This window comes from Exiguobacterium sp. s193 (genome assembly GCF_018618755.1).
Taxonomy (GTDB): Bacteria; Bacillota; Bacilli; order Exiguobacteriales; family Exiguobacteriaceae; genus Exiguobacterium_A.
Window position 1 is genome coordinate 1 of sequence record NZ_JACSMR010000009.1, and the last position, 22,965, is coordinate 22,965.

At 48.0% G+C, this 22,965-nt stretch carries 17 protein-coding genes and 1 pseudogene; 6 read left to right on the plus strand and 12 right to left on the minus strand.

Translation table 11 applies throughout. From position 1 onward, the window contains the following. Window positions 1-885: pseudogene (locus tag KNQ04_RS11030) on the plus strand (copper amine oxidase); the annotation flags it as partial. Window positions 886-975: 90 nt separating this feature from the next. Continuing rightward, entirely contained in the window at window positions 976-1,908 is a 933-nt protein-coding gene (locus KNQ04_RS11035; RefSeq protein WP_214850743.1) for a class F sortase, read from the plus strand. 541 nt (window positions 1,909-2,449) lie between these two features. Here the strand turns inward: KNQ04_RS11035 and KNQ04_RS11040 are convergent. The 3 genes from KNQ04_RS11040 to KNQ04_RS11050 all read right to left on the minus strand — a co-directional run bounded on the left by KNQ04_RS11040 (window position 2,450) and on the right by KNQ04_RS11050 (window position 4,695). After that, a complete protein-coding gene (locus KNQ04_RS11040) occupies window positions 2,450-3,031 on the minus strand; it encodes a hypothetical protein (RefSeq protein ID WP_214850745.1) in 582 nt (193 codons plus the stop codon). Window positions 3,032-3,143: 112 nt separating this feature from the next. Continuing rightward, window positions 3,144-3,467: a winged helix-turn-helix transcriptional regulator gene (locus tag KNQ04_RS11045; protein ID WP_214850746.1), complete on the minus strand. Its 324-nt coding sequence runs from the start codon at window positions 3,465-3,467 to the stop codon at window positions 3,144-3,146. A 73-nt stretch (window positions 3,468-3,540) separates the two neighbouring features. Beyond that, window positions 3,541-4,695: an AI-2E family transporter gene (locus KNQ04_RS11050; RefSeq protein WP_214850747.1), complete on the minus strand. Its 1,155-nt coding sequence runs from the start codon at window positions 4,693-4,695 to the stop codon at window positions 3,541-3,543. A 234-nt stretch (window positions 4,696-4,929) separates the two neighbouring features. Between KNQ04_RS11050 and KNQ04_RS11055 the strand changes: the two genes are divergently transcribed. Both KNQ04_RS11055 and KNQ04_RS11060 read left to right on the plus strand, forming a co-directional pair. Continuing rightward, window positions 4,930-7,476 carry a HAMP domain-containing sensor histidine kinase gene (locus KNQ04_RS11055; protein ID WP_214850748.1) on the plus strand — a complete coding sequence of 849 codons (2,547 nt, stop codon included), beginning with the start codon at window positions 4,930-4,932 and terminating at the stop codon, window positions 7,474-7,476. Window positions 7,477-7,617: 141 nt separating this feature from the next. Continuing rightward, the gene (locus tag KNQ04_RS11060) at window positions 7,618-8,481 is read left to right on the plus strand and encodes an NAD(P)-dependent oxidoreductase (RefSeq protein WP_214850749.1); all 864 of its coding nucleotides are present in this window, start codon (window positions 7,618-7,620) and stop codon (window positions 8,479-8,481) included. A 403-nt stretch (window positions 8,482-8,884) separates the two neighbouring features. On the opposite strand, the gene KNQ04_RS11065 is transcribed toward KNQ04_RS11060, so the two are convergent. Together KNQ04_RS11065 and KNQ04_RS11070 are read right to left on the minus strand one after the other, a co-directional pair. Beyond that, window positions 8,885-9,667 (minus strand): flagellar hook-basal body protein, encoded by a 783-nt coding sequence (locus tag KNQ04_RS11065; protein WP_214850751.1) that lies wholly within the window; start codon window positions 9,665-9,667, stop codon window positions 8,885-8,887. A gap of 15 nt (window positions 9,668-9,682) precedes the next feature. Then, a complete protein-coding gene (locus KNQ04_RS11070; RefSeq protein WP_214850753.1) occupies window positions 9,683-10,471 on the minus strand; it encodes a flagellar hook-basal body protein in 789 nt (262 codons plus the stop codon). Window positions 10,472-10,698: 227 nt separating this feature from the next. Between KNQ04_RS11070 and KNQ04_RS11075 the strand changes: the two genes are divergently transcribed. Next, the gene (locus KNQ04_RS11075; protein WP_251137010.1) at window positions 10,699-13,530 is read left to right on the plus strand and encodes an EAL domain-containing protein; all 2,832 of its coding nucleotides are present in this window, start codon (window positions 10,699-10,701) and stop codon (window positions 13,528-13,530) included. A gap of 38 nt (window positions 13,531-13,568) precedes the next feature. On the opposite strand, the gene KNQ04_RS11080 is transcribed toward KNQ04_RS11075, so the two are convergent. Next, window positions 13,569-14,765: a multidrug efflux MFS transporter gene (locus KNQ04_RS11080; protein WP_214850755.1), complete on the minus strand. Its 1,197-nt coding sequence runs from the start codon at window positions 14,763-14,765 to the stop codon at window positions 13,569-13,571. A gap of 183 nt (window positions 14,766-14,948) precedes the next feature. On the opposite strand from KNQ04_RS11080, the gene KNQ04_RS11085 reads away from it, so the two are divergent. Continuing rightward, a complete protein-coding gene (locus tag KNQ04_RS11085; protein WP_214850757.1) occupies window positions 14,949-15,818 on the plus strand; it encodes a hypothetical protein in 870 nt (289 codons plus the stop codon). A gap of 1,126 nt (window positions 15,819-16,944) precedes the next feature. Here the strand turns inward: KNQ04_RS11085 and mreB are convergent. From mreB to atpG, 6 genes are all read right to left on the minus strand, one after another. Next, complete coding sequence (mreB, locus tag KNQ04_RS11090; protein WP_214850759.1) at window positions 16,945-17,925, minus strand: rod shape-determining protein MreB; 981 nt, start codon at window positions 17,923-17,925, stop codon at window positions 16,945-16,947. Between the two features lie 173 nt (window positions 17,926-18,098). Then, on the minus strand, window positions 18,099-19,403 hold the full coding sequence (gene murA, locus KNQ04_RS11095; protein WP_214850761.1) for a UDP-N-acetylglucosamine 1-carboxyvinyltransferase: 1,305 nt from the start codon (window positions 19,401-19,403) through the stop codon (window positions 18,099-18,101). 233 nt (window positions 19,404-19,636) lie between these two features. Beyond that, the gene (locus KNQ04_RS11100; RefSeq protein WP_214850763.1) at window positions 19,637-19,870 is read right to left on the minus strand and encodes a DUF1146 domain-containing protein; all 234 of its coding nucleotides are present in this window, start codon (window positions 19,868-19,870) and stop codon (window positions 19,637-19,639) included. A 307-nt stretch (window positions 19,871-20,177) separates the two neighbouring features. Next, entirely contained in the window at window positions 20,178-20,591 is a 414-nt protein-coding gene (locus tag KNQ04_RS11105; RefSeq protein ID WP_029331741.1) for a F0F1 ATP synthase subunit epsilon, read from the minus strand. A 26-nt stretch (window positions 20,592-20,617) separates the two neighbouring features. Then, window positions 20,618-22,039: a F0F1 ATP synthase subunit beta gene (atpD, locus tag KNQ04_RS11110; protein ID WP_214850765.1), complete on the minus strand. Its 1,422-nt coding sequence runs from the start codon at window positions 22,037-22,039 to the stop codon at window positions 20,618-20,620. A 35-nt stretch (window positions 22,040-22,074) separates the two neighbouring features. Beyond that, a complete protein-coding gene (atpG, locus tag KNQ04_RS11115; protein ID WP_214850767.1) occupies window positions 22,075-22,926 on the minus strand; it encodes an ATP synthase F1 subunit gamma in 852 nt (283 codons plus the stop codon). Window positions 22,927-22,965: the final 39 nt, after the last annotated feature.

Sequence of the window (22,965 nt, forward strand, 5' to 3'; positions counted from 1 at the left end):
AAAGCCGCTGCTGAAGAAGCCCTCCGTGCCCACGAAGCGGACGTCTATAAAACATTCCAAGAGTATGCAGCAGGCGACTATGAAGGTTCGTACAACACGTTCCGTGAAGGCTACAGCCGCATGTATGACATCTCGAAAGCTCTCTCAGTCGCAATCACAACACAAATGCCTGAGAAGTTCGATAACACGAAAGCTGATACAAAAGCCGCTGACCTCCGGTCAACACTCAACAGCCTCGCTGCTGAACACGTCGCACTTGCGAACATCAGCATGACAGCAGGCGTCGATCAAGCGAAAGACTACGACGCAGCGAACTGGGCGGAAGACATGCACACAGCTGACTTCAAAGCCGCGATCAAATCAATCTACGGTCAAGCCGGTGCGGATCAGTTCGAGCAAGTTTGGACGAAAAACCACATCGAAGCACAAGCGAACCTCGTCACAGCAGCCATCAACGATGATAAAAAAATGATGGGTGACGCACAAGACATGCTCAAAATGTTCACGAAAGACTTCGGTGCGTTCCTCGGAGCAGCAACGGAAGAAAACCTTCCGACAAAAGCAGCACAAGAAGCCGTCGCTGGCCATGAAACGTATGTCCAAGACACGTTCATGCAGTACACGGAAGGCGACTACAAAGGATCAGTCGACACGTTCCGTGAGTCATATGCTTACATGTACGGTGTCGGTGAAAACCTCGGTGAAGCAATCGTCAAACAATCACCTGAGAAATTCATGGACGGTACACCAGGTTCAATGCCGAACACAGGTAACGGCGGCATGAGCGACACAAACAACAACGCAACAACAGGTGCACTCGCACTCTTCGGTCTTGCACTCGGCGCAGCTGGGATCGTCGTCGCACGCAAACGTCAAAACGCATAAGAAATCGGGTATACTAAAAAAGGATAGCGCCCTCGGCACTATCCTTTTTCTACATAGAGAGGTCTCCCTCTCGGAAAGGAGTGACGTGTTTTGAAAAAATGGTTATTGCCAATCAGTATCGTCTTGATGCTTGCTTCAGTCGGTACATTGATCTTCTTATTATTCGGAAACACGAACCAGACAGAAACGAACATCACGCAAGGTGAGCCTGAATCACAATCCGCGGCTTCTTCCGAGACAAAGGAGGATCCGCTCAAACCGTCAGAAATCTTTAAAAAGGAGTTCAAGACGCTCTCAACTAATGAAGTCGAACTTCCGAAAACATTGACGATCGACCCACTCGACGTCAAATCAAAAGTCGAACAAGTCGGTCTTGATAAAAAAGGCGCGATGGGTACACCAAAAGATGAACAACAGGTCGGTTGGTACAAATTCGGACCACGCCCCGGGGACGTCGGAAATGCCGTCATCGACGGACACACGGATACAAAAACCGGTCCTGCCGTCTTTTATAAGCTCCATGAACTGAAAAAGGGAGACCCGGTCAAAATTAAAGATGAATCGGGACGGACGCTCGTCTTCCGCGTCAAAAAGCTTGTCGAGTATGGTCATCTTGATGCTCCACTCCAAAAAATCTTCGGTGCTGCCGATACACGTAACTTGAACTTGATTACCTGTATCGGAACATACGATCAAAATGCCGGGACATACGACAACCGGCTCGTCGTGTTCACGGAACTTGATGAGAAAGCGTCCGATCCTGTCAATACACCGCCGAAACCGGCGACAAACGTCCGCATCAGCGGTGGATTCGTCAACTGGTATGCTTCCACTGACGACGAGGTCGTCGCTTATAACATCTATCAAGAACAAGATGGCAAACGGAAAAAACTCGGTTCGACGGAATCAATCGAACGAAAATCATTCCCGCTTCCAAAAGACAAAACAGGTCGTTTCATTATCACGGCCGTCAATAAAGCAGGTATCGAATCCGCTGAAGCGTTCAGTGTGACTCAAAAATAAGCAAAAAAAGATCTTCCGTTCTTCTTGAACGGAAGATCTTTCAGCGTCTAGACAAACTCTTATGAAGCGTGAACATGTGATAACGAGAGACAATCCGGTCGCGCCTCCCTGTCTCGCCTCGTCTTCAAAGCGGCAATCGGTCACGCCGCTACAGCAAAGCTGCAGGGTCGCGACTGATTGCTTTTCACGGTTCTAAGCGATTCGAGACGGAGTGCGCTCTAAACCGTCTGCATGCGCCGTTTTCCGTCACGATATTACCTAAAAAGCATCGTGTTTCGTTGACTCCTACGGGAAAAAAGCGCGTGATTCACGCGGCTTGCCAGAGGCAGGCAAGACCCTGCTTCTTGTCCGTTAGGATCAAGGAGCAACGGCTTGCGCCTCGCCCGAGGAAAGCAACGAAATAAGACGCTTGATCTCCCGATGGCACTTTGTCTACAGCCTAAGATCTTTCGTTCCCCTTGAACGGAAGATTTTTTTGTCCAGTGACTTCAAATGAAGCAAACGCTTTACGCCCTCACCTTCCATCCAGTTAATCGGTCGCTTAGTTCAACGCAATTCGTAACTGCTTTTTCCCGGACGCCGTCTCGTAAAACAGATTCAACCGCCCCGGTTCAATCATCGATGCCGTCGTCGGAATGAAGACAATTCCGACCCGTTCTTCCCGGGGTTCATACACACCATTCAATGCATTGAACTGATCAGCAATGGTCACGATTTTTCCGTTCGCTTCGTATTCCCCGAGCTTCGGTGCGATTTCGATGGCATCTGCCGACTGGTTTTGAATTTTGACCGTGATCGCGAGCAATCGATTCGTTTCGCCACTGACTTGCAAGATTTTTTCTTTTTCGACTTCGACGAACAAGAGTGGCGTCTGGCGAACCGTATCCATCCGCTTGACATCAAGCGTCTTCAGCGACAGACCCGCCATCTCATAACTGACACCAATCCGGTCTTCCCGGTCGAATTGTTTCAGTTGCGCTTCGGTCAGACGCAAGGTCGTCCGGTCTGACACTGACTTCGTCGGCTCCTCTTGTCCGAACCAGCCGGACAGTGGAACGATGAACTTAGCGACAATGATGACGACGAGTACCAATATGACGAGATAGAAAATGATTTTCTTCATCTTACAAACATCCCCTTACGTGACAAGTCCAACTTTCGATGTAGGTATTGGTTCAGTGCTTATTGCTATCAAAAAATCCCCGAGCGCATGCTCAAGGGATGTTCTGTCAAGATTAATAGGTAATGTGTTGTTTACTCCATTTGATCGATTCTTTGAACTGTCGGACCAAATCTTCCGCCGGGGCTGTCAGGAAATACGCCAGTCCATCAACCTTTTCTGACATCTGCTGGATGACGAGACCATCTTCAATCAATTCTTGCAACTGTTCGAGAATCTGTCCGTGCGACTGGTCGATACGTTGTTCAATCTCACCAATCGTCAACGCTCCATCCCGTAAAATATAGATGACACTCGATTTGAGGCTGTTTTCGAAATTATGCTGAAACTTCTGTAGGGCTAATAAATCGGCTTGCTCTTCGACATGACGTTGATCCATCTGACACATACCCCTTTCCTGACACGCTCCATTCCCTTATTAGTATGAAGCAAGCGCATGGAAATTTCAAAGCTCATTCTTTCGTGATGATCGTATCGAACGTCTTCTCTTCATCCGTGATGACCATCTTTTTCTGCGTCCGCAGATGATACAAACGATTAAGATTCATGATGATGACTTTCATGACGGCATAAAACGGTACACCAAGCAGGACACCGAAGAAGCCGGCGATGTTTCCTGCGACAAGCAGGACGATGATGATCGTCAATGGATGGACGTCAAGCGTTCGTCCTTGCACGAGTGGTGACATGATGTGCGAGTCGATCTGCTGGGCGACCGTCATGACGATGACTGCGTAGACGGCGAGAATCGGATCTTGAATAAACCCGACGATCAATGCAGGAATGACACCAAGGACCGGTCCGAGGAACGGGATGATGTTCGTCAATGTCGCAAAGATTGCCAGTAAAATCGCATAATCGATACCGATGATGAGATAACCGATGTAAGCGATGATTCCGACACCGATGCTGACGATGACTTGACCGCGGATGTAGCTCATAATCGTCTGGTGAACGTCTTCTAAAATCTTTTTCGTTTCTTTATGAAATTCATACGGCATCAACTTCACAAGATTTCCTTTTAGCTTATGTCCATCCATCAACATGTAAATCAACATGATTGGAATGATGACGATCGTGATGACGGTCGTCGTGATTAAGCTGACGAAGCCACCGACCCCTGCTCCGACATTCTTCAAGAAGGACGAAGCATATTCCGAGAGATTATTGGAGAACTTATTAAACAAGTCGTCCGGTCCACCGACGAATCGGGAAAAGACACGACTGTTCTCAAGTTGTCCCCGGACTTCGACGAGTTGTCGTTGAAATTCCGTCGCCAGGTTCGGAATCGAATTGACGAACTCCGTGACTTGCTTCGATAAGGCCGGACCGAAGATAAAGCCGAGCGTCGTCAAAATTCCGATTAAACCAAGCAAGACGACGACAACGGCAGGACGCCGTTTCATCTTCTTCTCTAATAACTCAACGATCGGTAAGAGGACGTAGTAGAGAATCCCCGCAATCGCAAGCGGCGGTACGACCATCTGGAGCAAAATCGCAAGTGGACGAAATAAAAACGTCACATGGTTTCCAATCCAGACGATGATTAGGAGCGTCATGACCCACCAGGCACCTCTGTACCATTTGTTTTCAAACATTTTGTGCATCCTGTCACTTCCTCATAAGTAATTAATGATTGCATTCACTTCATTAGTTTTCCTCTATATCACTTCTTCTAACCCTGATTCCCAAAAGTTTTAAATACTCTTCTACAAAAAAATATCCATTCTACATCTTTGCATGTTAAAGTTTGAAGATAAAGAACGAACAAGAGTAAAATTAAGCGCAGAGACTTTAAAAAAACAACCGGACACATATAACAGAATATGGAGGATTCGAACGTGAAATGGATTAACCAAAAAATCGGTCGGCAGTTGATGTTTGCGTTTTATGCGGTATTTATCGCACTTACAATCACATCCGCCATCGTCTATTCGTATACGGAACAAAAAATCAGTCAAACGGACGCAAAGTTTGACGATTTACGTGAACGGCAAACGAACGCGAATGCGCTCGCCTATAATTGGTCGCTCGCCCAAAGCAACGTTAAATCGTATGTCTTATTCGGAACACCCGAAATGCTAAATGCCGTCAAAACCAATCAACGCGAAATCAACCGGTTGACGACGTGGTTCGAGCAAAATGCCATCTATGCCGAAGGGGATCAATATGCCACGGCGACACGTCGGCTATATGACGATTATTTCGGGACAGCCCTCCCGCTCTTAAGCGAATACGTTACGCAAAAGCAGGACGGAAAAATCGAGGAAAACTTTCTCGATCCGAAAACACTTGCTTCGCTATCGGACGGCAGTGAACTATTCAACCCGGATGGTACGTTAAAAGGGTCGAACAACCAAATCGACGGGGATGCGGATACTGCCGGCATTGATACGTTACTGACGGATTATTTAAGCCTTCTTCAAAGGGAAGAAGCCGCAGCAAAAGACAGCTTGTTGAATGAAATGCGCACCGCTCAATTCATCTGGCTCTCGAACCTTGTCGTGCTCGTCATCATCCTTCTTCTACTCGTCCGCCCGTTCATCAGCCGGGTGACGAAACAAATCAATTCGTTATCGCGTGACAGTAAATCACTCGCAACCGGTCAAGACGTGAAAGAGCTTCCGTTACCGAAACGCCGCGATGAACTGCATACGTTGACGGCTTCCTTTAACCGGATGGCGTTATCGATTGCCGATAACAAAGTGCATATGTTAGCGAAGAATGAAGAATTACAAGCTCAACAAGAAGAACTCGTCGCCCAACAAGAAGAGCTGCAAGCTCAACAGGAAGAACTCGAAGAAGCGCTCGAAATTACGCTCCAAAGCGAACAGCATTTGAAATACCGGAATGAGTTGACGGAGACACTTGCGTCTCGTGAGACACTGACAGCTTATCCAGAAATCATCGAAAAGCTTGTCTCGATTACGCACTCAGAAATCGGTGCGTTGCTCTTCCTCGACCAACATGATGTCCGGTCGACGATCGAATACGGGATGACACCTGACATGGTCGAGCAACTGATTCATGAAGATCAATCGTTGTTCCATCGCGCACGCGTTCTAAAGCGCCCGGTCCACTCGTCAAAACAAGTGGCGCATGAAAGTCCACTTCCGTATCCGTACTACATGTATGAAGTTGCCGTTCCAATCCTTGATCCGAATGAAGAGAAAATTATCGCTTGTATTTATCTGGTCCGTTACCGTGATGCGTTCACACCGGAACAGATGGCCGATATTCTTTCCTTCTCGCACCAAATCTCGTTATCATTGATGCGGATGGGGATTTACGAAAAAATGATCCACGAAAAGAACAAAACAGGACAACTCTTAAACTCGATCCGGGAAGCTGTCGTCTATATCGAACACGAGTCGGACGAACTTCTTGTAAATGAACCATTGATGAAGCTGTTCCCGGAAATTCAAACGGAATACCAGGACGAAAGTAATCTCTCGTCGTTCCGTCAAGCGATGTCGGCCTTGTCTTCCATCATCGATGAAGCGGAACCGTTCGAACAGTACATCGAACAAGTCGTCGAGCAAAACCTTCCGAAGGATAGCCTCGTCGTCTCGATCCGCTCGCGCAGTGCCTATATCCAAATCTACGCTGAGAAGATTCAAATCGACAACGTTTGGGTCGGAACGATGCTCGTCTTACGGGACGTCACGAAAGAAACGGAGTCGGACCGGATGAAGGAAGAATTCGTCTCGACCGTCTCACACGAACTCCGGACACCCCTCTCGTCGATTTACGGCTTTACGGAGCTGATGCTCAACAAAACGTTTGAAGAAGAACGTCAGCAAAAGTACTTGCAGACGATTCACTCGGAGACAGGTCGCCTGACGACCCTCGTCAATGACTTCCTCGATGTCCAGCGCATGGAGTCGAGCGAACAACGCTACCAAATGTCGACATTCGATATCGTCGAACTGGCGAGTAGCGTAACTGATTTCTATGGTGCATCTCATACGACACACCAGTTAACCTTCGAAGGTACTGGTCCAATCATGATCGATGCAGATACGGAAAAAATTAAACAGCTGCTTAACAACCTGCTCAGCAATGCGATTAAGTATTCACCGGATGGTGGAACGGTTTCCATCGAGGTTCAAAATCAAGATGGTTTCGCTGAAATCAAGATTCGCGATCAAGGAATGGGTATTCCGCAAGAAGCGATGTCGAAACTATTCGATAAGTTCTACCGTGTCGATAATTCAGAGACACGCAAGATTGGTGGAACGGGTCTTGGTCTCTCAATCTGTAAAGAAATCGTCAAGCACCATAACGGAACGATTGACGTCGAATCAACGGTCGGTATTGGCTCGACCTTCACGATTCGCTTTCCGGTCGCTGTCATTTCAACGATCTTAACGTACGAAACAGAATGAGTTTTTTCATTCCCCCATGTCCACTGAGACGCGGGGGGATTTTTTGTAGGTACACGAGAACACCTCTTGTAGCGCGTTTAGCATCTTGTTCGAAACGGGAATAGCTAAAGCGACTCTACACCTACAGGAGGAATCAGACATATGCAACTTGGATGGATTGGATTAGGACACATGGGTGTACCGATGGCGTTACGGCTGCGCCGTGCCGGACACCCGTTACACGTATACAACCGAACAGCAAACAAAACAGAAGCACTTGTCGCAGAAGGTGCGACGTCACTTTCCTCGCCACGCGAACTCGCTGAACAGTCGGACATCCTCTTCATCATGCTCGCAGACGGGAACGCCGTCGAGAGTGTCTTACGTCAGGACGATGGGCTGCTCGCAAGTGACTTAAAAAACAAAATCGTCGTCAACTTGAGTACGATTTCGCCCGAAGAATCGACACAGTTCGCACACCTCGTCGAACAGACCGGCGCGACTTATCTCGAATCCCCTGTCTCCGGTTCAGTCGGTGTCGCAGAAGCCGGTCAACTCGTCATGCTCGTCGGTGGCGACGAAGCAACACTCGAGACGTGCCGACCGTACCTCCACATACTCGGCAAAGAAAGCATCCACTTTGGTGGACACGGGACAGGCAGCTCGGCAAAACTTGCCATCAATCTCCTGCTCGGAATCATCGGTGAAGGTCTTGCCGAAACGTTCCTGCTCGCGGAAGGAGCCGGGCTCGACAAAGAAAAAATCATTCAGATGATTTCCTTGTCCGGCATGAACACACCACTCTTCCAGGGCAAGCAGGACATGTACCGGAAAGAAGAATTCCCGCCTGCCTTCCCGCTCCGCTTGATGGCGAAAGATTTAGGCTTAATCACGGATGCCGCAAAACGGTATCACCTGAACTTACCGTTAGCGGAAGCCGCGCGTAAACAATACAAACAAGCGAACACTAGTGACCAAGCCGATTTAGACATGGCAGCCATCTACTTGAGCTTAAAAAATCAGTAAGCAAAAAGGGTCTGACTCATAAGCCAGACCGAACCCACTCCTTGTGACGGACGTTTCCGTCCTCCATCAATCAAATGGCCGATGATCCCACTTTTCAAGGGATCATCGGCCATTTCTATACAAGTTCTTATTGTTCACGAAGGTTTCATGCTTGCTCGAGTCACGCGTGAAAAAGTCCAGATTCACTTTAAAAATTTCACATATGTAGGCATTTTTTTCGCGCTTCCCCGTCTCGCCTCGTCTTCAAATCGGCAATCGTAAGCGATTCAATACGGAGAGCGCTCTGAAACGGCTGCACGGCTACTCCTTAAAAAAGAAGACGCTTTAATTGCCGAGTACTACGTTGTCTATACGCTGAACCGCCCGTTCCGACTATCGGAACGAGCGGCTTTTGACGTACTGCTTATTTAAGTGACGTGACGATTCCCATCATTTGGTCGGTCGTCATCAAGGCTTTTGAATTAAACTGATAGGCGCGTTGAATCTGCGTCAAGTTCGTCATCTCAGTTCCCATGTCGACGTTCGATGTCTCCAGTGTCCCGACCGTCAACGGATTGCCTTGTGCATTTTGATATTGACCGGTCGCCGTGTAAAGTCCGCCTCCGACATCCGTCAATTCGCCATGGTTCGGAATATCCGCGACACCAATCCGGGCGAGGACCCGACGTTCCCCGTTGAGGAGTCCCGTAATGTTCCCGTCTTTGTTCAGCTCAATCCCTGTCGCATTATCCGGTAACGTGATGGCTTCATTCGCTTGATTGATGACCGAACGTCCCGCGTCATCCGTCAGCAACACTTGTCCGTTGCCTTGCGGTGACAATTCAAAGTTGCCGTCACGGGTGAACTTCGTTACGCCGTCCGCATCAATCACACCAAAGAAGTGGTGCGGGTTGCCGAGTGCTGCGTCTAGGTTACGTCCCGTATTTTGAAACGTCCCGACCGTGAAACGTGTCGCTTCATTCGCGACATATCCCCCGACACCAAGCCGGAGACCATTCGGCGTCGTCAATGGACCGCTTTGCGCCGGTGTGAGTTGATTGTCGATATTGCGAACGAGTAACTCATTGAACTGGGAATCACGGCGCTTGTAGCCGTTCGTGTTCGCGTTCGCGAGGTTATGCCCTGTCGTATCGAGTTGTTTTTGTAATTGAGCCATCGTACTAGCTGATGTATAAAGTGATTGCATAGTTTCCTCCTCAGATTAACGGACACGACCAATTTCAGAGACTGCTTTTTCAGCCGTCCGGTCGTAAGCTTGAATGACTTTTTGATTGGCTTCGAACTGGCGGAGCCCGCTGTTCATCTCGGCCATCGTTTGCTCGATTTCGACGTTCCCGAGTTCGAGTACACCTTGGTCGACTTTGACGTCACCTGCCGCGAGTGCATCAGGTGAGCGGAACAAACCGTTCCCTGTCCGCTCAAGCGTCTCCGGTTGGTCCGTCACGACGAGTCCGAGATTTCCGATTGCCTGCCCGTTCCCGTCCGTCACGGCACCTTCCGCGCTCACTTTGAAGTCTTCGTTGACGACATTGAGTGGTTGTCCGTTCGTATCGAGGACGAGATCATTTTCTGTCGTCCGGAGTAAACCATCCTGACCGACGGCGAACTGTCCATTCGTCGTGTAGAGCGTCTCTTCGTCTCCTGATACGGGATCGCGGTGGCGAATCGTAAAGAGTGCCGACCCATCCGTCGAACTGATTTGAAGATCCGTTGCATTGCCCGTCTCCGTAATCGATCCGAGGGCGAAGTTCGGTGTCGCCGCCTGCATGAAGACACCCGTCGCCAGCGTTCCGACCGTTCCTTTTGACCGAACCCCGGTCCGTTCATTGATGGCGGACTGTTGAATCATCATCTCCGGAAACGTCCGGAGTGATGCTTGATCGGCACGGAAGCCAGGCGTCCGTGCATTGGCCAGATTGTTACTCAACATCTCTTGTTGCCGTTGTAACGCCTGCATTGCGCCAGACGCCGTGTACATTCCTCGTAACATATGTGTTGTCTCCTCATTGACTTATTGTTCAATTCTCTTGTCTTTAGTATATCGGTCATGTTCCACCGAATTATGAGTTTTTTTCAAAAAAAGGGAATGAGAAAAATAGTTGAACCGAAAGTCCTAGCCCTTTTTCTAAAAAAGTGCTGAATCCTATTCAATCTCAATTATCAAAACTTTCCAAAAATTGTTATACTGTATGTAATCTAACTAATTGAGGTGATTGTATGCCCTTCTTTCAAAAAAAACGACCAGGATTGTCACAAGATGGATCGCTTGATTTTAGAGAACTAACGGATGCAACTTACTTTTTAGAAAATCACCCGGATGCGGTTTATACATTAGACCTTGAAGGTCACATTGTTTCATATAATCAAAAATTGGCGTTACTTCTCGGTTATCCTGATCACACGTTGTCTACGAAACATTTCAGTACGTTCATCCATCCGTCGGAGGCTGTCCGAATCGCACCCTTCAAGGAACGGGCGCTCCAAGGCGAGACGGTCCACTTCACAGCACAAGTCCGCCATCAAGATGGACATTTGCTGACGATGAACGTCACGAATATCCCGATTTACAAAAATCATCTCATCATCGGCCTTTATGGAATCGCCCGTGACATCTCTCAGCACGTCCACCTGCGCAAGCAGCATATCCGATTTACCCAAAAAGAACGCCTGGCAGAATCCAAGGCGCCTGTCGCTTTTTTGGACTATCTCCCCTTGACGGAAGAGTGGTTCTTTTCTAAAGATTTTACTGCCCTACTGACCATTTCAGCACACCGCCTATCGAACATGGAGATCGAGGAATTTTTACTTGAGATCCATCCGGACGACCAGATACTTTTTAAGACCACATTAAAACAACTCGCCACGCAAGAACATGCGATGAGTATTCAATTACGAATGAATCGACAGGAGAATCACCAGCGACTGTTACGCTGTGAAAGCATCTCCTCCTATGCGGACGACGGCATGTTCGTCAGTATGATGTTTTATGAGGTGACACGTTCCACACACCCACAACATAATCCGTCCGGCAGTGTTTTTTCAACAGTTGAGACAGTCGTTTACGAATACAATGAAATTGAACAGACCTTTACATTTTTGACCGAAGGATTTTTACACCATTATCCGGACTACCTGAAACGACTTGAAACGGATCCAGCCTTTTGGCAGGAACTCCTTCATCCGGATGATTTGCGTCATGTCGCGACCGTTCTCAAAGACCATGACCCGCACGACACCATCCGGTTGACTTATCGGATGCATTTAAAAGATACATGGCGTTGGTTCGAAGAAATTCGTCTTCCACGACGGGAGCAGAATAGTACACGGTATACCGGATACCAAGGCATCGTCACGGACATCACGCACGTCAAACAGCAACAAGATGAAATCATCCGCTTGTCTCAATGTCATCCCATGACAGGTCTGCCGAATCAGGCGGCGCTTCTCGGCGAAATCGAGTATTCGCTCGCCACACAGCAACCCATTTGCCTTATCGCAATCGAGTTCAATCAATTTTATAAAATTAATCTGCAGCTGGGATACAGATTTGGTGAACAATGGCTCCTTGATACCCAGGACGCACTCAAAGAACAACTTCCTGATGTTTATTGTGCACATCTTGATGGCGACCGTTACATGGCCCTCTTGCCCGAACTTTTTAATGAAGAAGAACTGAAAAAACGCTGCCTGCACCTGCTCGAACTTGCGAAACGACGGTTTTGGATTGACGACTTTGAATTTATTCCTCCACTCGCAATCGGCGTCAGTTCTTATGAAAACGGCGATAATATGACACCTGCTGAACTGCTGGACACCGCTAATACTGCTTTAGCCCGCGCTAAACGGCAAAAGCGCCCGGCATACGAGTTCTATACGTCAAAACTGAATCTTGAAATCTACAGACGGCATCAGTTGGAACAAGGTTTACGTTATGCGATTGAACGCGACGAACTTTTCCTTGAGTTTCAACCGACCGTCAACATTTGGAGCGGCAAGATCATTACATTCGAAGCCTTGGTCCGGTGGGAACATTCGGAATGGGGTTTTGTCCCGCCCCAGGACTTCATCCCGCTCGCAGAAGAGGGACGGTGTTACCGCCCGATTAACGACTGGGTTCTCGACACGGTCTGCCAAACGCTCAACCGTCTCATCAAACAATCCCTGCCCGTCGTTCCGATCTCGATCAACCTTTCACCAAAACGTCTCTTGCAAACGGACTTCATCGAAAGTGTCACGGACTGCTTAGCCCGCCATGATGTACAAGCAAAACACCTTCGTTTTGAGTTGTCGGAGTCTGCTTTCACCGAAGATAATGCGGTCCTCACTGAAAACATCCTGGCTTTAAAAAAGTTAGGCATTCCATTGATTCTCGACCGTTACGGGATTGGACAGGTTTCGCTCGGATGTTTACGTGATTATCCCATCACATCTTTAAAGCTCGACCATTCTTTTGTTGCGCAACTCGAACAACAAAAACAACCGGATGCGCTTTTAAAATCCATTCTCTACTTCGCCAAAGAGTTGCAAGTGACCGTCGTCGCCGAAGGTGTCGAGACGGTCCATCAACTTGAACTATTTCGTTCCGCCGAGTGTCATGCCGTCCAAGGTTATCTATTCAGTCGCCCGGTCGCGGAGCAAGACCTGCCGAAGCTTCTCCGTCTCGGGACGTTGATCCCCTCAGAAACCTTAAAAGTGTCACCTAAAAAACCGTTGCCGTCGCTCCATGGTCAAGTGACGATTACTCGTCTGAACGGGAAAGAAGTCCATGTCGGTGCCTCACCAATCCTGATTACACGCAGTACGAACCGGTCCGTCCATTTTTACAGTTCCGTCCGTCTACCCGTCAACCACCAGATTGAGCTGTCCCTACAGTTGAAAGATGTCACACATCCTGAAACCATCGTCGAACCGCTCACCATCACGGAGCTCGATAACGGACTGTTCCACTATTCAGCCGACTATAAAGTCCGCGCCCAGTCCGTTCACCTGATGAAGGCACTCGAACACTCGCAACAAGAGAAGCTCGATGACTTCTTCATGTTGGGTTAAAAAAAGCCGCTCTGTCGTCAGACAAAGAGGCTTTCCGGTTACGAATGTTTTTTACTGAGAACTGCCGTTTGTGTCCGTTCAAGAACCGCATTCGTGATGACGATCAATCCGGTAAACAAGAATAACGCTTCAAAACCGAAGTGACCGGCGATTTGCCCACCTGCCAGTGGTCCAATGAAATTCCCCATGAACTGGGCAGATTGGTTATAACCAAAGATTCGCCCAGACGCATTCGCCGGTGTATGTTTACGGAGTAACGTTTGTACCGATGGCATCAACGCTGCTGTCGCAAAACCAATTCCCATCCGCAGGACAATCAATTGACTCGTATCCGTAACGAACGCTTGCGGAATCAAGAACGCGGCAAACACGAGTAAGGCAAAGAACAAGACACGTTCCGCACCTATCTTGTCGGACAGCCGTCCGAGACGTTGCGCGGCAATCAGGGCTGCAATCCCCGGTGCCGAGGCGACGATTCCTGACAGCAATGCCAGTCGTTCTGTTCCCGGACTGAGTTCACGTACGTACAGTGAAAGAATCGGACTGATTGATTGCGCAGCGAACTGAATCAAGAACGTGGTCAAGAATAGACTTAAGATAAGCTCCGGATGACGGAGCGATTGGATGATTTCTTTTGCTGAAGCCATTTTTTTGACTTCAAGCGGTATGAATTCTTCTTTGACGAAGAAATACGTCACGAGGAACGTTAAAAATAACGGTACACTCGTAAAGAGAAAAACGGGTCGAAGCCCAATCATGTCGGCAAGGAATCCTCCAATCAGAGGTCCGAGTAAGCCACCGGCAATCCCTCCGGTCGACAATGTACCGAGCGCCCAGCCACTTTTCTCTTTTGGGGTTTGAGAGGCAATCAAGGTGATTCCGGCAGAGATGAATCCGGAGACAGCACCCATGACAAGTCGTAAAAAGACGAGTTGGTAGACATCCTGGACGAAACTGATTAAGAACATGACAATCGACATCCCGAGACTCGCCCGGAGTAACATCAATTTCCGTCCTTTTTTATCGGCGAGCCGTCCCCAAATCGGTGAGACGATTGCTGCGACAAGGAACGTTGCCCCGAACGCCACGCCGGACCAGGTTGTAATATCTTGACGCCCATCGACACCAAGCTCTTCAATGAATAATGGCAAAAATGGTAAAACGAGACTGAGTGCAGCGGCAGTCAAAAAACTCCCGATCCACACGACGATTAAATTTCTTTTCCACAAAGGCATTGTGGCATCACTTCCTTTAAAATGGTAATTCCGATTCAAATCAACAACCTCTAATATACGCTTCACAAAGTGAAATGTCTAGGATTTGAACTGATGCAATAGTCCCTCCTACTATTGGCGGGTATTCATATCGCTCAAACGAACCGATAGTAGAAGTACCATGCAGAAGGAGTGAACTCTATCATGAAACGTTTTCTCGTCAGTCTCGTCTGCGTCTCGTTTTTCAGTCTGTTGATGCCGCCAAGTGGTCAAGCAGCTACACCCGTCACACGTCATACCGTGATGTGGTCGATTCCGGAAGCAAAAAAAATCTCAGCGAAAGTCAACCAGCTGGCAAATCGGCAGATGAAGCGTGTTTATCTCCATGTCGCTGTTGAGGGTGACCGTACCCGCTACCGTACATTCGTTGAGACCGCACATGCAGCAGGAATCGAAGTGTATTTTTTATTCGGTCAACCGCGCTGGATCACAAATGAAGGAACGGCGCTCCGACCGAACGTTGAAGACCCGCTTGCCTGGATCACACTGTATCAAAGCGAAACGATCCAACATCCGGACGGGATCAGTGTCGATCTCGAACCGTATGCACTACCAGAATGGACGACGGATCAATCCGCTGTCATCGCCTCGTATCAACGGATCCTGACTGCCTTCCATGAGCGGGCAACAATCGAAGGTCTACCGTTGCAACTTTTTCTCCCGTTCTGGTTCCATACCGTCACAGATGCATCGGGACGCCCCGTCAGTGAGTGGGCAATCGATCTTGCAGATGAAGTGACCTTGATGAGCTACCGGACCGTCTACGGCGGTGGAAACGGCTTATCTGGCGTCACACTGATCGATACACTGTATGCAGCAAGCCACCAGCGTCACCTTTCTTACGCGCTCGAGTTCACAGAACTCCCTGAAACACCAAGCATCACGTTTTACGGCAAAACACGCCAAGCGTTGAATCAACTCGTCAATCAAACGATGAACAGTCCGATTCCGCCACGTGCGATCGTCTACCATGACTTCGATGCCTATCAAGCATTCATGCAAAGTACAAAGTGACTTGTCGTCAAGATGCTGCATCCGATCTACCAAAAAACTGATCAGTCCTGAATGGATTGATCAGTTTTTTCTATTTTCGAATTCGTTTCTTTGAACAACATTCGTATTCTTTGCTTTGGACAACATTCGAATTCGTTTCTTTGGACAACATTCGTATTCTTTGCTTTGAACAACATTCGTATTCTTTGCTTTGGACAACATTCGTATTCTTTGCTTTGAACAACATTCGTATTCTTTGCTTTGAACAACATTCGTATTCTTTGCTTTGAACAACATTCGTATTCTTTGCTTTGAACAACATTCGTATTCTTTGCTTTGAACAACATTCGTATTCTTTGCTTTGAACAACATTCGCTTCTACCACGGTTCGCTTGCTTAGGGGCAAGCGGGAAGCCGCTTCGCTTTTTACAAAAGCTGCAGGGTCTCCCCCTGCTTGCTCGTGAACCTTTCCAAGGTTCACTGATTCCCTCAAGCGTCTCACCGTTCTCGAAGCGAGTCGTTCAAATCTACAGGCATGAAGGCACTCTATTCTCACGGCTACCAAAAATCATCATTACCTAATCACCATTTTTTAAAACGTCATTCAGTGGAAAAGCTCCTGCCTCAAAAGATTCGCTTCCCGTGACTCCTACGGGAAAAAGCGCAAAATCTTTTTGCGCTGTCAGAGGCAAGCGAGACCCTGCTACTTGTCCGGCAGGATAAGTAGCAACGGCTTGCGCCTCGCCCGAGGAAAGCACGGGAAGAAAGAATCTTTTCTAGTGCAATCATTGAATTTTCATAAAGCTATACTTCGTCCGCCCATACTTACATTTCTAAAAAAAATTAGATGTAATCTAAGCGCTATGTTCCAAAACGTGATTCAACGGAAAAACTCTCGGCTCAAAAGATTCGCTTCCCGTGACTCCTACGGGGAAAAGCGCAAAATCTTTTTGCGCTGTCAGAGGCAAGCGAGACCCTGATACTTGTCCATTTAGGATCAAGTAGCAACGGCTTGCGCCCCGCCCGAGGAAAGCACGGGAAGAAAGAATCTTTTCTAATACATCCCCTTTCAGGAACTACAATCAAAAAAGGTAACATCCACAATGAAGTGAATGTTACCTTATCGCTCCGTACTAAACGCCATTCCTTATTTCCCTAAGTTATCGAGCATGATGCCTGTACCGCGTGCGACACACAACATCGGATCTTCTGCGATTAAGACAGGTAACCCAAGTTCTTTCGCTAATAACTGATCGATTCCGTCGAGCAATGCCCCGCCACCCGTTAGGATGATGCCACGGTCGATGATATCCGCTGCGAGTTCAGGTGGTGTTTTCTCGAGAACCCGTTTTGTCGCCTCAACGATTTCCATCGCTGATTCTGCAAGCGCCTCATGGATTTCTTGCGACGAGACCGTGATGTTATGCGGAAGACCCGTCACGAGATTACGCCCACGGATATCCATCTCTTCTTGACGCCCTTCGTCTGAGACCGTCGCGACTGTCATCTTGACGTTTTGAGCCGTCCGTTCACCGATGATCAACTTGTGCTGGTCTTTGATTGCACGAATGATGTCCTGATCGAACCGGTCTCCTGCGACCTTAATCGTTTCCCCACAGACGATGTCACCCATTGAAAGAACAGCAACATCCGTCGTACCGCCCCCAATATCAATGACCATATGTCCGGCAGGCATCCAAATATCCATCCCTGCCCCGACCGCGGCCACTTTCGGTTCGACTTCGAGGAAGACGGTTTTCGCACCCGATTTTTCGCCGGCCTGGCGAATCGCTTTCGCTTCGACCGTCGTGATGCTCGCTGGTGTACAAATCAACATCCGTACGCCACCAAACATACTGCGGACTTCAATCTTATCGATGAAATGACGCAGCATTGCTTCCGTCATCTCGAAGTCTGCGATGACTCCGTCTTGGAGCGGACGGATCGCGACGATGTTTCCAGGCGTCCGGCCTACCATTAAATGTGCTTCCGTACCTACTGCATGAATTTTGCCGGTCGCTTTATCGATGGCGACGACTGAAGGTTCATCGAGAACGATTCCTCTTCCCTTTACATGAATGACGACATTGGCAGTCCCTAAATCAATTCCGATATCTTTTGAAAACATCTCGTGTGATCTCCTTTACCAGCTGGCTATTATTCCATAATTTAGAACGTCGATTGGACGTCTAACCCATTTATGTATACATACCTTTCAATTTTAGCACAGGCACACAAAAAGAGACGACTTCTTTTTGAGAAAGTCGTCTCTACCTGATGAAATGGAATAATAGCTTAAGCTTACAGCTTCGATGCTGCTGTTTCTTCAACAACTGCTGTTTCTTCCGTGATGCGCTCGACATCTGCACCAAGTGCTTGAAGTTTCAAGTGGAAATCTACATATCCGCGGTCAATGTGGTGAAGTGCTCCGACGCGTGTTTCGCCTTCAGCAATCAATCCAGCTGTGACGAGGGCTGCGCCTGAACGAAGATCCGTTGATAAGACTTCTGCTCCTTGAAGTTGTACTCCACCTGTGATGATTGATGAGCGTCCTTCGATTTTGATATCGGCATTCATCCGACGGAATTCTTCGACGTGCATGAAGCGGTTTTCGAAGACCGTTTCCGTGATGATTGATGTGCCCTCTGCTTTTAAGACAAGTGCCATCATTTGTGCTTGGACGTCTGTCGGGAAGCCAGGGTGTGGCATCGTTTTAACATCGACTGCAACCAATTTCTCTGGTCCGACGATTCGAAGCCCCTCTTCTGTATCCGTCACTTGAACACCCATTTCTTCCATTTTTGAAATCAGTGGGCGAAGATGTTCACGTTCTGCACCGATGACTTCGACATCACCTTCTGTGATGGCTGCCGCAATCATGAACGTTCCGGCTTCAATTCGGTCTGGGATGACGTAGTGGTTTCCACCATGTAACGTCTCGACACCTTCGATCCGAATCGTTTCCGTACCAGCTCCGCGTACTTTCGCACCCATCGCGTTTAAGAAGTTTGCGAGATCGACGATTTCAGGTTCTTTTGCAACGTTCTCGATGACGGTTGTCCCTTCAGCAAGTGTTGCTGCCATCATGATGTTTTCTGTTGCACCGACTGATGGGAAGTCGAGATAGATTTTTGCGCCTTGGAGACGACCGTCGACATGTGCTTCGACGAAACCGTTGCCGATAATCGTTTTTGCACCCATTGCTTCGAATCCTTTAAGGTGAAGATCGATTGGACGTGAGCCGATCGCACAGCCACCTGGCATCGCGACACGTGCGCGACCGAGACGCGCGAGGAGTGGACCCATGACAAGAATTGATGCACGCATTTTACGAACGTATTCAAGTGGTGCTTCGTCTTTTAGTTCTGGTTCTGCGTTGACGGTAACTGTATTCGCTTCTGCATCAAACTCGACTTGTGCGTTTAAGTTCCGTAAGACATTGTTGATGGTATAGACGTCTGCGAGACGTGGTACGTTTTGAAGGACCGATTGACCTTCTGAAGCGAGCAAAGTCGCGACCAATGTTTTTAAGACGGCGTTTTTCGCACCCTCTACTTTGACTGTTCCAGCTAATTTACGTCCGCCACGGACAACAATTTTTTCCATTACCCATACTCCTCTGCTTCGTTTCTTTTCTATTCGTTCACTTCGTGATTGGTGTTGATCATAGTTGAAAATTCAACGAATGATAGAAAGAAACTTTCCTATAGTTATCTTTCGTGCCAAATCCAATACGATATGTCATTGCAACAGTGATTGTGTTTCTTCATTATAAGAATACTATCCTTTTCTATACTAATTCAGATGAATAAATTAGGGTTTACAAGGAAGTTACAAGTTCACCCGACTAAAAATTGGAGCCGCTGGGCAAACCCGAAGTATTCAAGCAAAAAGCGCCCGACCAATGAACCGAGTGCAATCGCAAGCAAGGTCCGTAACGCAATCGCGTGTGGTCCTTTAGGATGTTGCAGGATTTTTTCCCACTTGACTGGCAAAAGTGACCACCAGGCAAGAACGATTGCCATTACATATACAAGCATACTGACTAAAGCACTTAAACCAATTGACGTCACGCTCTTGCACCTCTTCTTCTGTTTCTTCAACCTTACCATGATTTCATAAAATGAATGATTTCGCAAATAAAAAAGCGCAAGATACATTTATTTTAGCTCATAAAATATATTTATTAAAGATGAATGTCATAAATTCTAATGAAGGAATAATGAAAAGTTTGTGAATAAGACGTCTATATGGTACTTTTACTATTTTTATGTATCTTAAACCTCAATCTTTTTTAAACATGCCAAAAATACTAATCTATTGATGATTTATATAAAAAAGACCCGATTTCCTCGAGGGAAACCGGGTCTTTTGCTTGAATCAATCGCGACCGTAGTCTTTTAAATCGAGACGGTTAATTGCCCGTTTCAATGAAAGCTCTGCGCGTTTGAACTCAAGATCTGATAATTTCGTGTCCTGGAGACGTCGTTCTGCACGAACCTTCGCAGCCGCAGCACGGTCGTAGTCGACCTTATCTGCTTGCTCCGCTGTTTCAGCAAGAACGGTTACAGTATCCTGGCGCACTTCCATAAAGCCACCGCTGATAGCGATCAACGTGCGTCCGCCATCTTCGTGGCGCAACTTCAAGATGCTGATGTCGAGTGGTGTTACGAGTGGGACGTGGTGCGGGAGAACCCCGATCTCACCAGAAATCGTCTTCGCAACGACCATACGGACATCGCCATCATACACTTCGCCATCCGGGGTGACGATATTGACATGAAGTGTGTTCATCTCAAGTCCCCCTTATGCTTTGTCACTTAGACAAGCGCCTTCGCTTTTTCAATCGCATCTTCGATCGGACCGACGAGACGGAATGCTTCTTCCGTTAAATCATCGTGTTTACCTTCGAGGATCTCTTTGAAGCCGCGGATCGTGTCCTTAACTGCAACGTACGATCCTTTTTGTCCTGTGAACTGCTCAGCTACGTGGAAGTTCTGCGACAAGAAGAACTGGATACGACGCGCACGGTGAACACTTAACTTGTCATCTTCAGACAACTCGTCCATACCGAGGATTGCGATGATATCTTGAAGTTCTTTATAACGCTGAAGTGTTTCCTGAACTTGACGTGCTACAGCGTAATGCTCTTCCCCGACGATTTCAGGTGAAAGGGCACGTGATGTAGATGCAAGTGGATCCACGGCAGGATAAATACCCATCTCAGAGAGACGGCGCTCAAGGTTCGTCGTTGCATCTAAGTGAGCAAACGTCGTCGCAGGAGCCGGGTCAGTATAGTCATCGGCTGGTACATAAACCGCTTGGATTGATGTAACCGAACCTTTGTTTGTTGACGTGATACGCTCTTGAAGCATACCCATCTCTGTTGCAAGTGTCGGTTGGTAACCAACGGCAGATGGCATACGACCGAGAAGGGCCGATACCTCTGAACCTGCTTGCGTATAACGGAAGATGTTATCAACGAAGAGAAGAACGTCTTGTCCTTGCTCATCACGGAAGTATTCTGCCATTGTCAAACCAGTCAAGGCAACACGAAGACGTGCACCAGGTGGTTCGTTCATCTGACCGAAGACCATCGCTGTTTGTTTGATAACGCCTGAATCCGTCATCTCATGGTACAAGTCATTTCCTTCACGCGTCCGCTCACCAACACCTGCGAATACCGAGATACCGCTGTGCTCTTGGGCGATGTTGTTGATCAATTCCTGGATGAGGACGGTCTTACCTACACCGGCACCACCGAAGAGACCGATCTTACCACCTTTGATGTAAGGGGCGAGTAAGTCAACGACTTTGATTCCTGTTTCAAGGATTTCAACTTTTGTTGAAAGGTTATCGAACGTTGGTGCTTTTTTGTGAATCGGAAGACGTTCCACGCTTGCATCAAGTTCTTTTTCATCAATTGGGTTACCGAGTACGTTGAATACGCGACCAAGTGTCGCTTCACCGACGGGTACCGAGATTGGAGCACCTGTATCCAGGACTTCCACTCCACGGCGTACACCATCCGTAGAATCCATCGCAATGGTACGGACGACATCGTCACCAAGGTGTAATGCGACCTCAAGCGTTAAGTCGATAGCCACTTCTTCTACAGTTTGCGGCGTATATTGAATACGAAGCGCGTTGTAGATTTTCGGTAAGTGTCCCTCTTCGAACTTAACGTCGATGACAGGTCCCATGACCGCGACGACGCGGCCTTTAAAACCGAGTTCGTTCATCGTGTTTCCTCCTACCTATCATTACGCCGAGTGGGTTACTGCTGCGCAGCTGCTCCACTGACGATCTCTGTGATTTCTTGCGTGATTGCAGCTTGTCGAGCCCGGTTGTAGACGAGAGTCAATCGACCGATCAAGTCATCTGCGTTATCTGTCGCACTTTGCATTGCTGTCATACGTGACGCATGTTCTGCTACTTTCGCGTCAAGAAGTGCACCGAAAATCAAGCTTTCCGCATAACGTGGAAGGAGTTCAGCAAGGATTTGATCCTCACTTGGCTCATACTCATAAGTCGTCGAAGACGAAGCTTCGATTTCTCCGAGTGGGAGAAGCGTTTCGACTTTCACTTCCTGGCTGATGACAGATAAGAAGTGGTTGTAGCTCAGCTTGAGTTCGTCGATTTCACCGTTCGTGAACGCACTCACTGTGCGCTTCACGATTTCAGCTACGTCAACATACGAAGGAGAATCGTTTAGTCCCGTGATCGCATCCGTGACCAAGATTCCGCGTGAACGGAAGAACTGGACACCGACTTTACCGACCACGTACAGAACGTAACTGTCCGTAGTGTGCTTTTCTTTGATTTCCCGGTAGACTTCACGCAGCACGTTGGCGTTATATGCACCAGCTAAGCCGCGATCCGATGTGATGACGATAAATCCAGTCTTTTTGACGGGACGTTTCTCGAGCATCGGATGGCTCGCACCTGTCGTGCCATTCGCAATGGTTCCAAGAACCTCCTGCATTTTCAGCATGTAAGGCTGGAACTTCGCGCTATGTGCTTGAGCGCGGTTTAGTTTCGACGCCGAAACCATGTTCATCGCTTTCGTGATCTGTTTCGTACTTTTCGTCGAGTTAATCCGCGTTTGTATCTCGCGCAACGATGCCATTTCGATTCACCACCTTGTTAGTATCAAGAGCGTTCAGGC

What these genes read in the sequence shown, in the direction of transcription:
- KNQ04_RS11040 (WP_214850745.1), bottom strand. Translation starts at nt 3,031, where the DNA reads ATGAAGAAAATCATTTTCTATCTCGTCATATTGGTACTCGTCGTCATC.
- KNQ04_RS11045 (WP_214850746.1), bottom strand. Translation starts at nt 3,467, where the DNA reads ATGGATCAACGTCATGTCGAAGAGCAAGCCGATTTATTAGCCCTACAG.
- KNQ04_RS11050 (WP_214850747.1), bottom strand. Translation starts at nt 4,695, where the DNA reads ATGCACAAAATGTTTGAAAACAAATGGTACAGAGGTGCCTGGTGGGTC.
- KNQ04_RS11060 (WP_214850749.1), top strand. Translation starts at nt 7,618, where the DNA reads ATGCAACTTGGATGGATTGGATTAGGACACATGGGTGTACCGATGGCG.
- KNQ04_RS11065 (WP_214850751.1), bottom strand. Translation starts at nt 9,667, where the DNA reads ATGCAATCACTTTATACATCAGCTAGTACGATGGCTCAATTACAAAAA.
- KNQ04_RS11070 (WP_214850753.1), bottom strand. Translation starts at nt 10,471, where the DNA reads ATGTTACGAGGAATGTACACGGCGTCTGGCGCAATGCAGGCGTTACAA.
- KNQ04_RS11075 (WP_251137010.1), top strand. Translation starts at nt 10,699, where the DNA reads ATGCCCTTCTTTCAAAAAAAACGACCAGGATTGTCACAAGATGGATCG.
- KNQ04_RS11080 (WP_214850755.1), bottom strand. Translation starts at nt 14,765, where the DNA reads ATGCCTTTGTGGAAAAGAAATTTAATCGTCGTGTGGATCGGGAGTTTT.
- KNQ04_RS11085 (WP_214850757.1), top strand. Translation starts at nt 14,949, where the DNA reads ATGAAACGTTTTCTCGTCAGTCTCGTCTGCGTCTCGTTTTTCAGTCTG.
- mreB (WP_214850759.1), bottom strand. Translation starts at nt 17,925, where the DNA reads ATGTTTTCAAAAGATATCGGAATTGATTTAGGGACTGCCAATGTCGTC.
- murA (WP_214850761.1), bottom strand. Translation starts at nt 19,403, where the DNA reads ATGGAAAAAATTGTTGTCCGTGGCGGACGTAAATTAGCTGGAACAGTC.
- KNQ04_RS11105 (WP_029331741.1), bottom strand. Translation starts at nt 20,591, where the DNA reads ATGAACACACTTCATGTCAATATCGTCACCCCGGATGGCGAAGTGTAT.
- atpD (WP_214850765.1), bottom strand. Translation starts at nt 22,039, where the DNA reads ATGAACGAACTCGGTTTTAAAGGCCGCGTCGTCGCGGTCATGGGACCT.
- atpG (WP_214850767.1), bottom strand. Translation starts at nt 22,926, where the DNA reads ATGGCATCGTTGCGCGAGATACAAACGCGGATTAACTCGACGAAAAGT.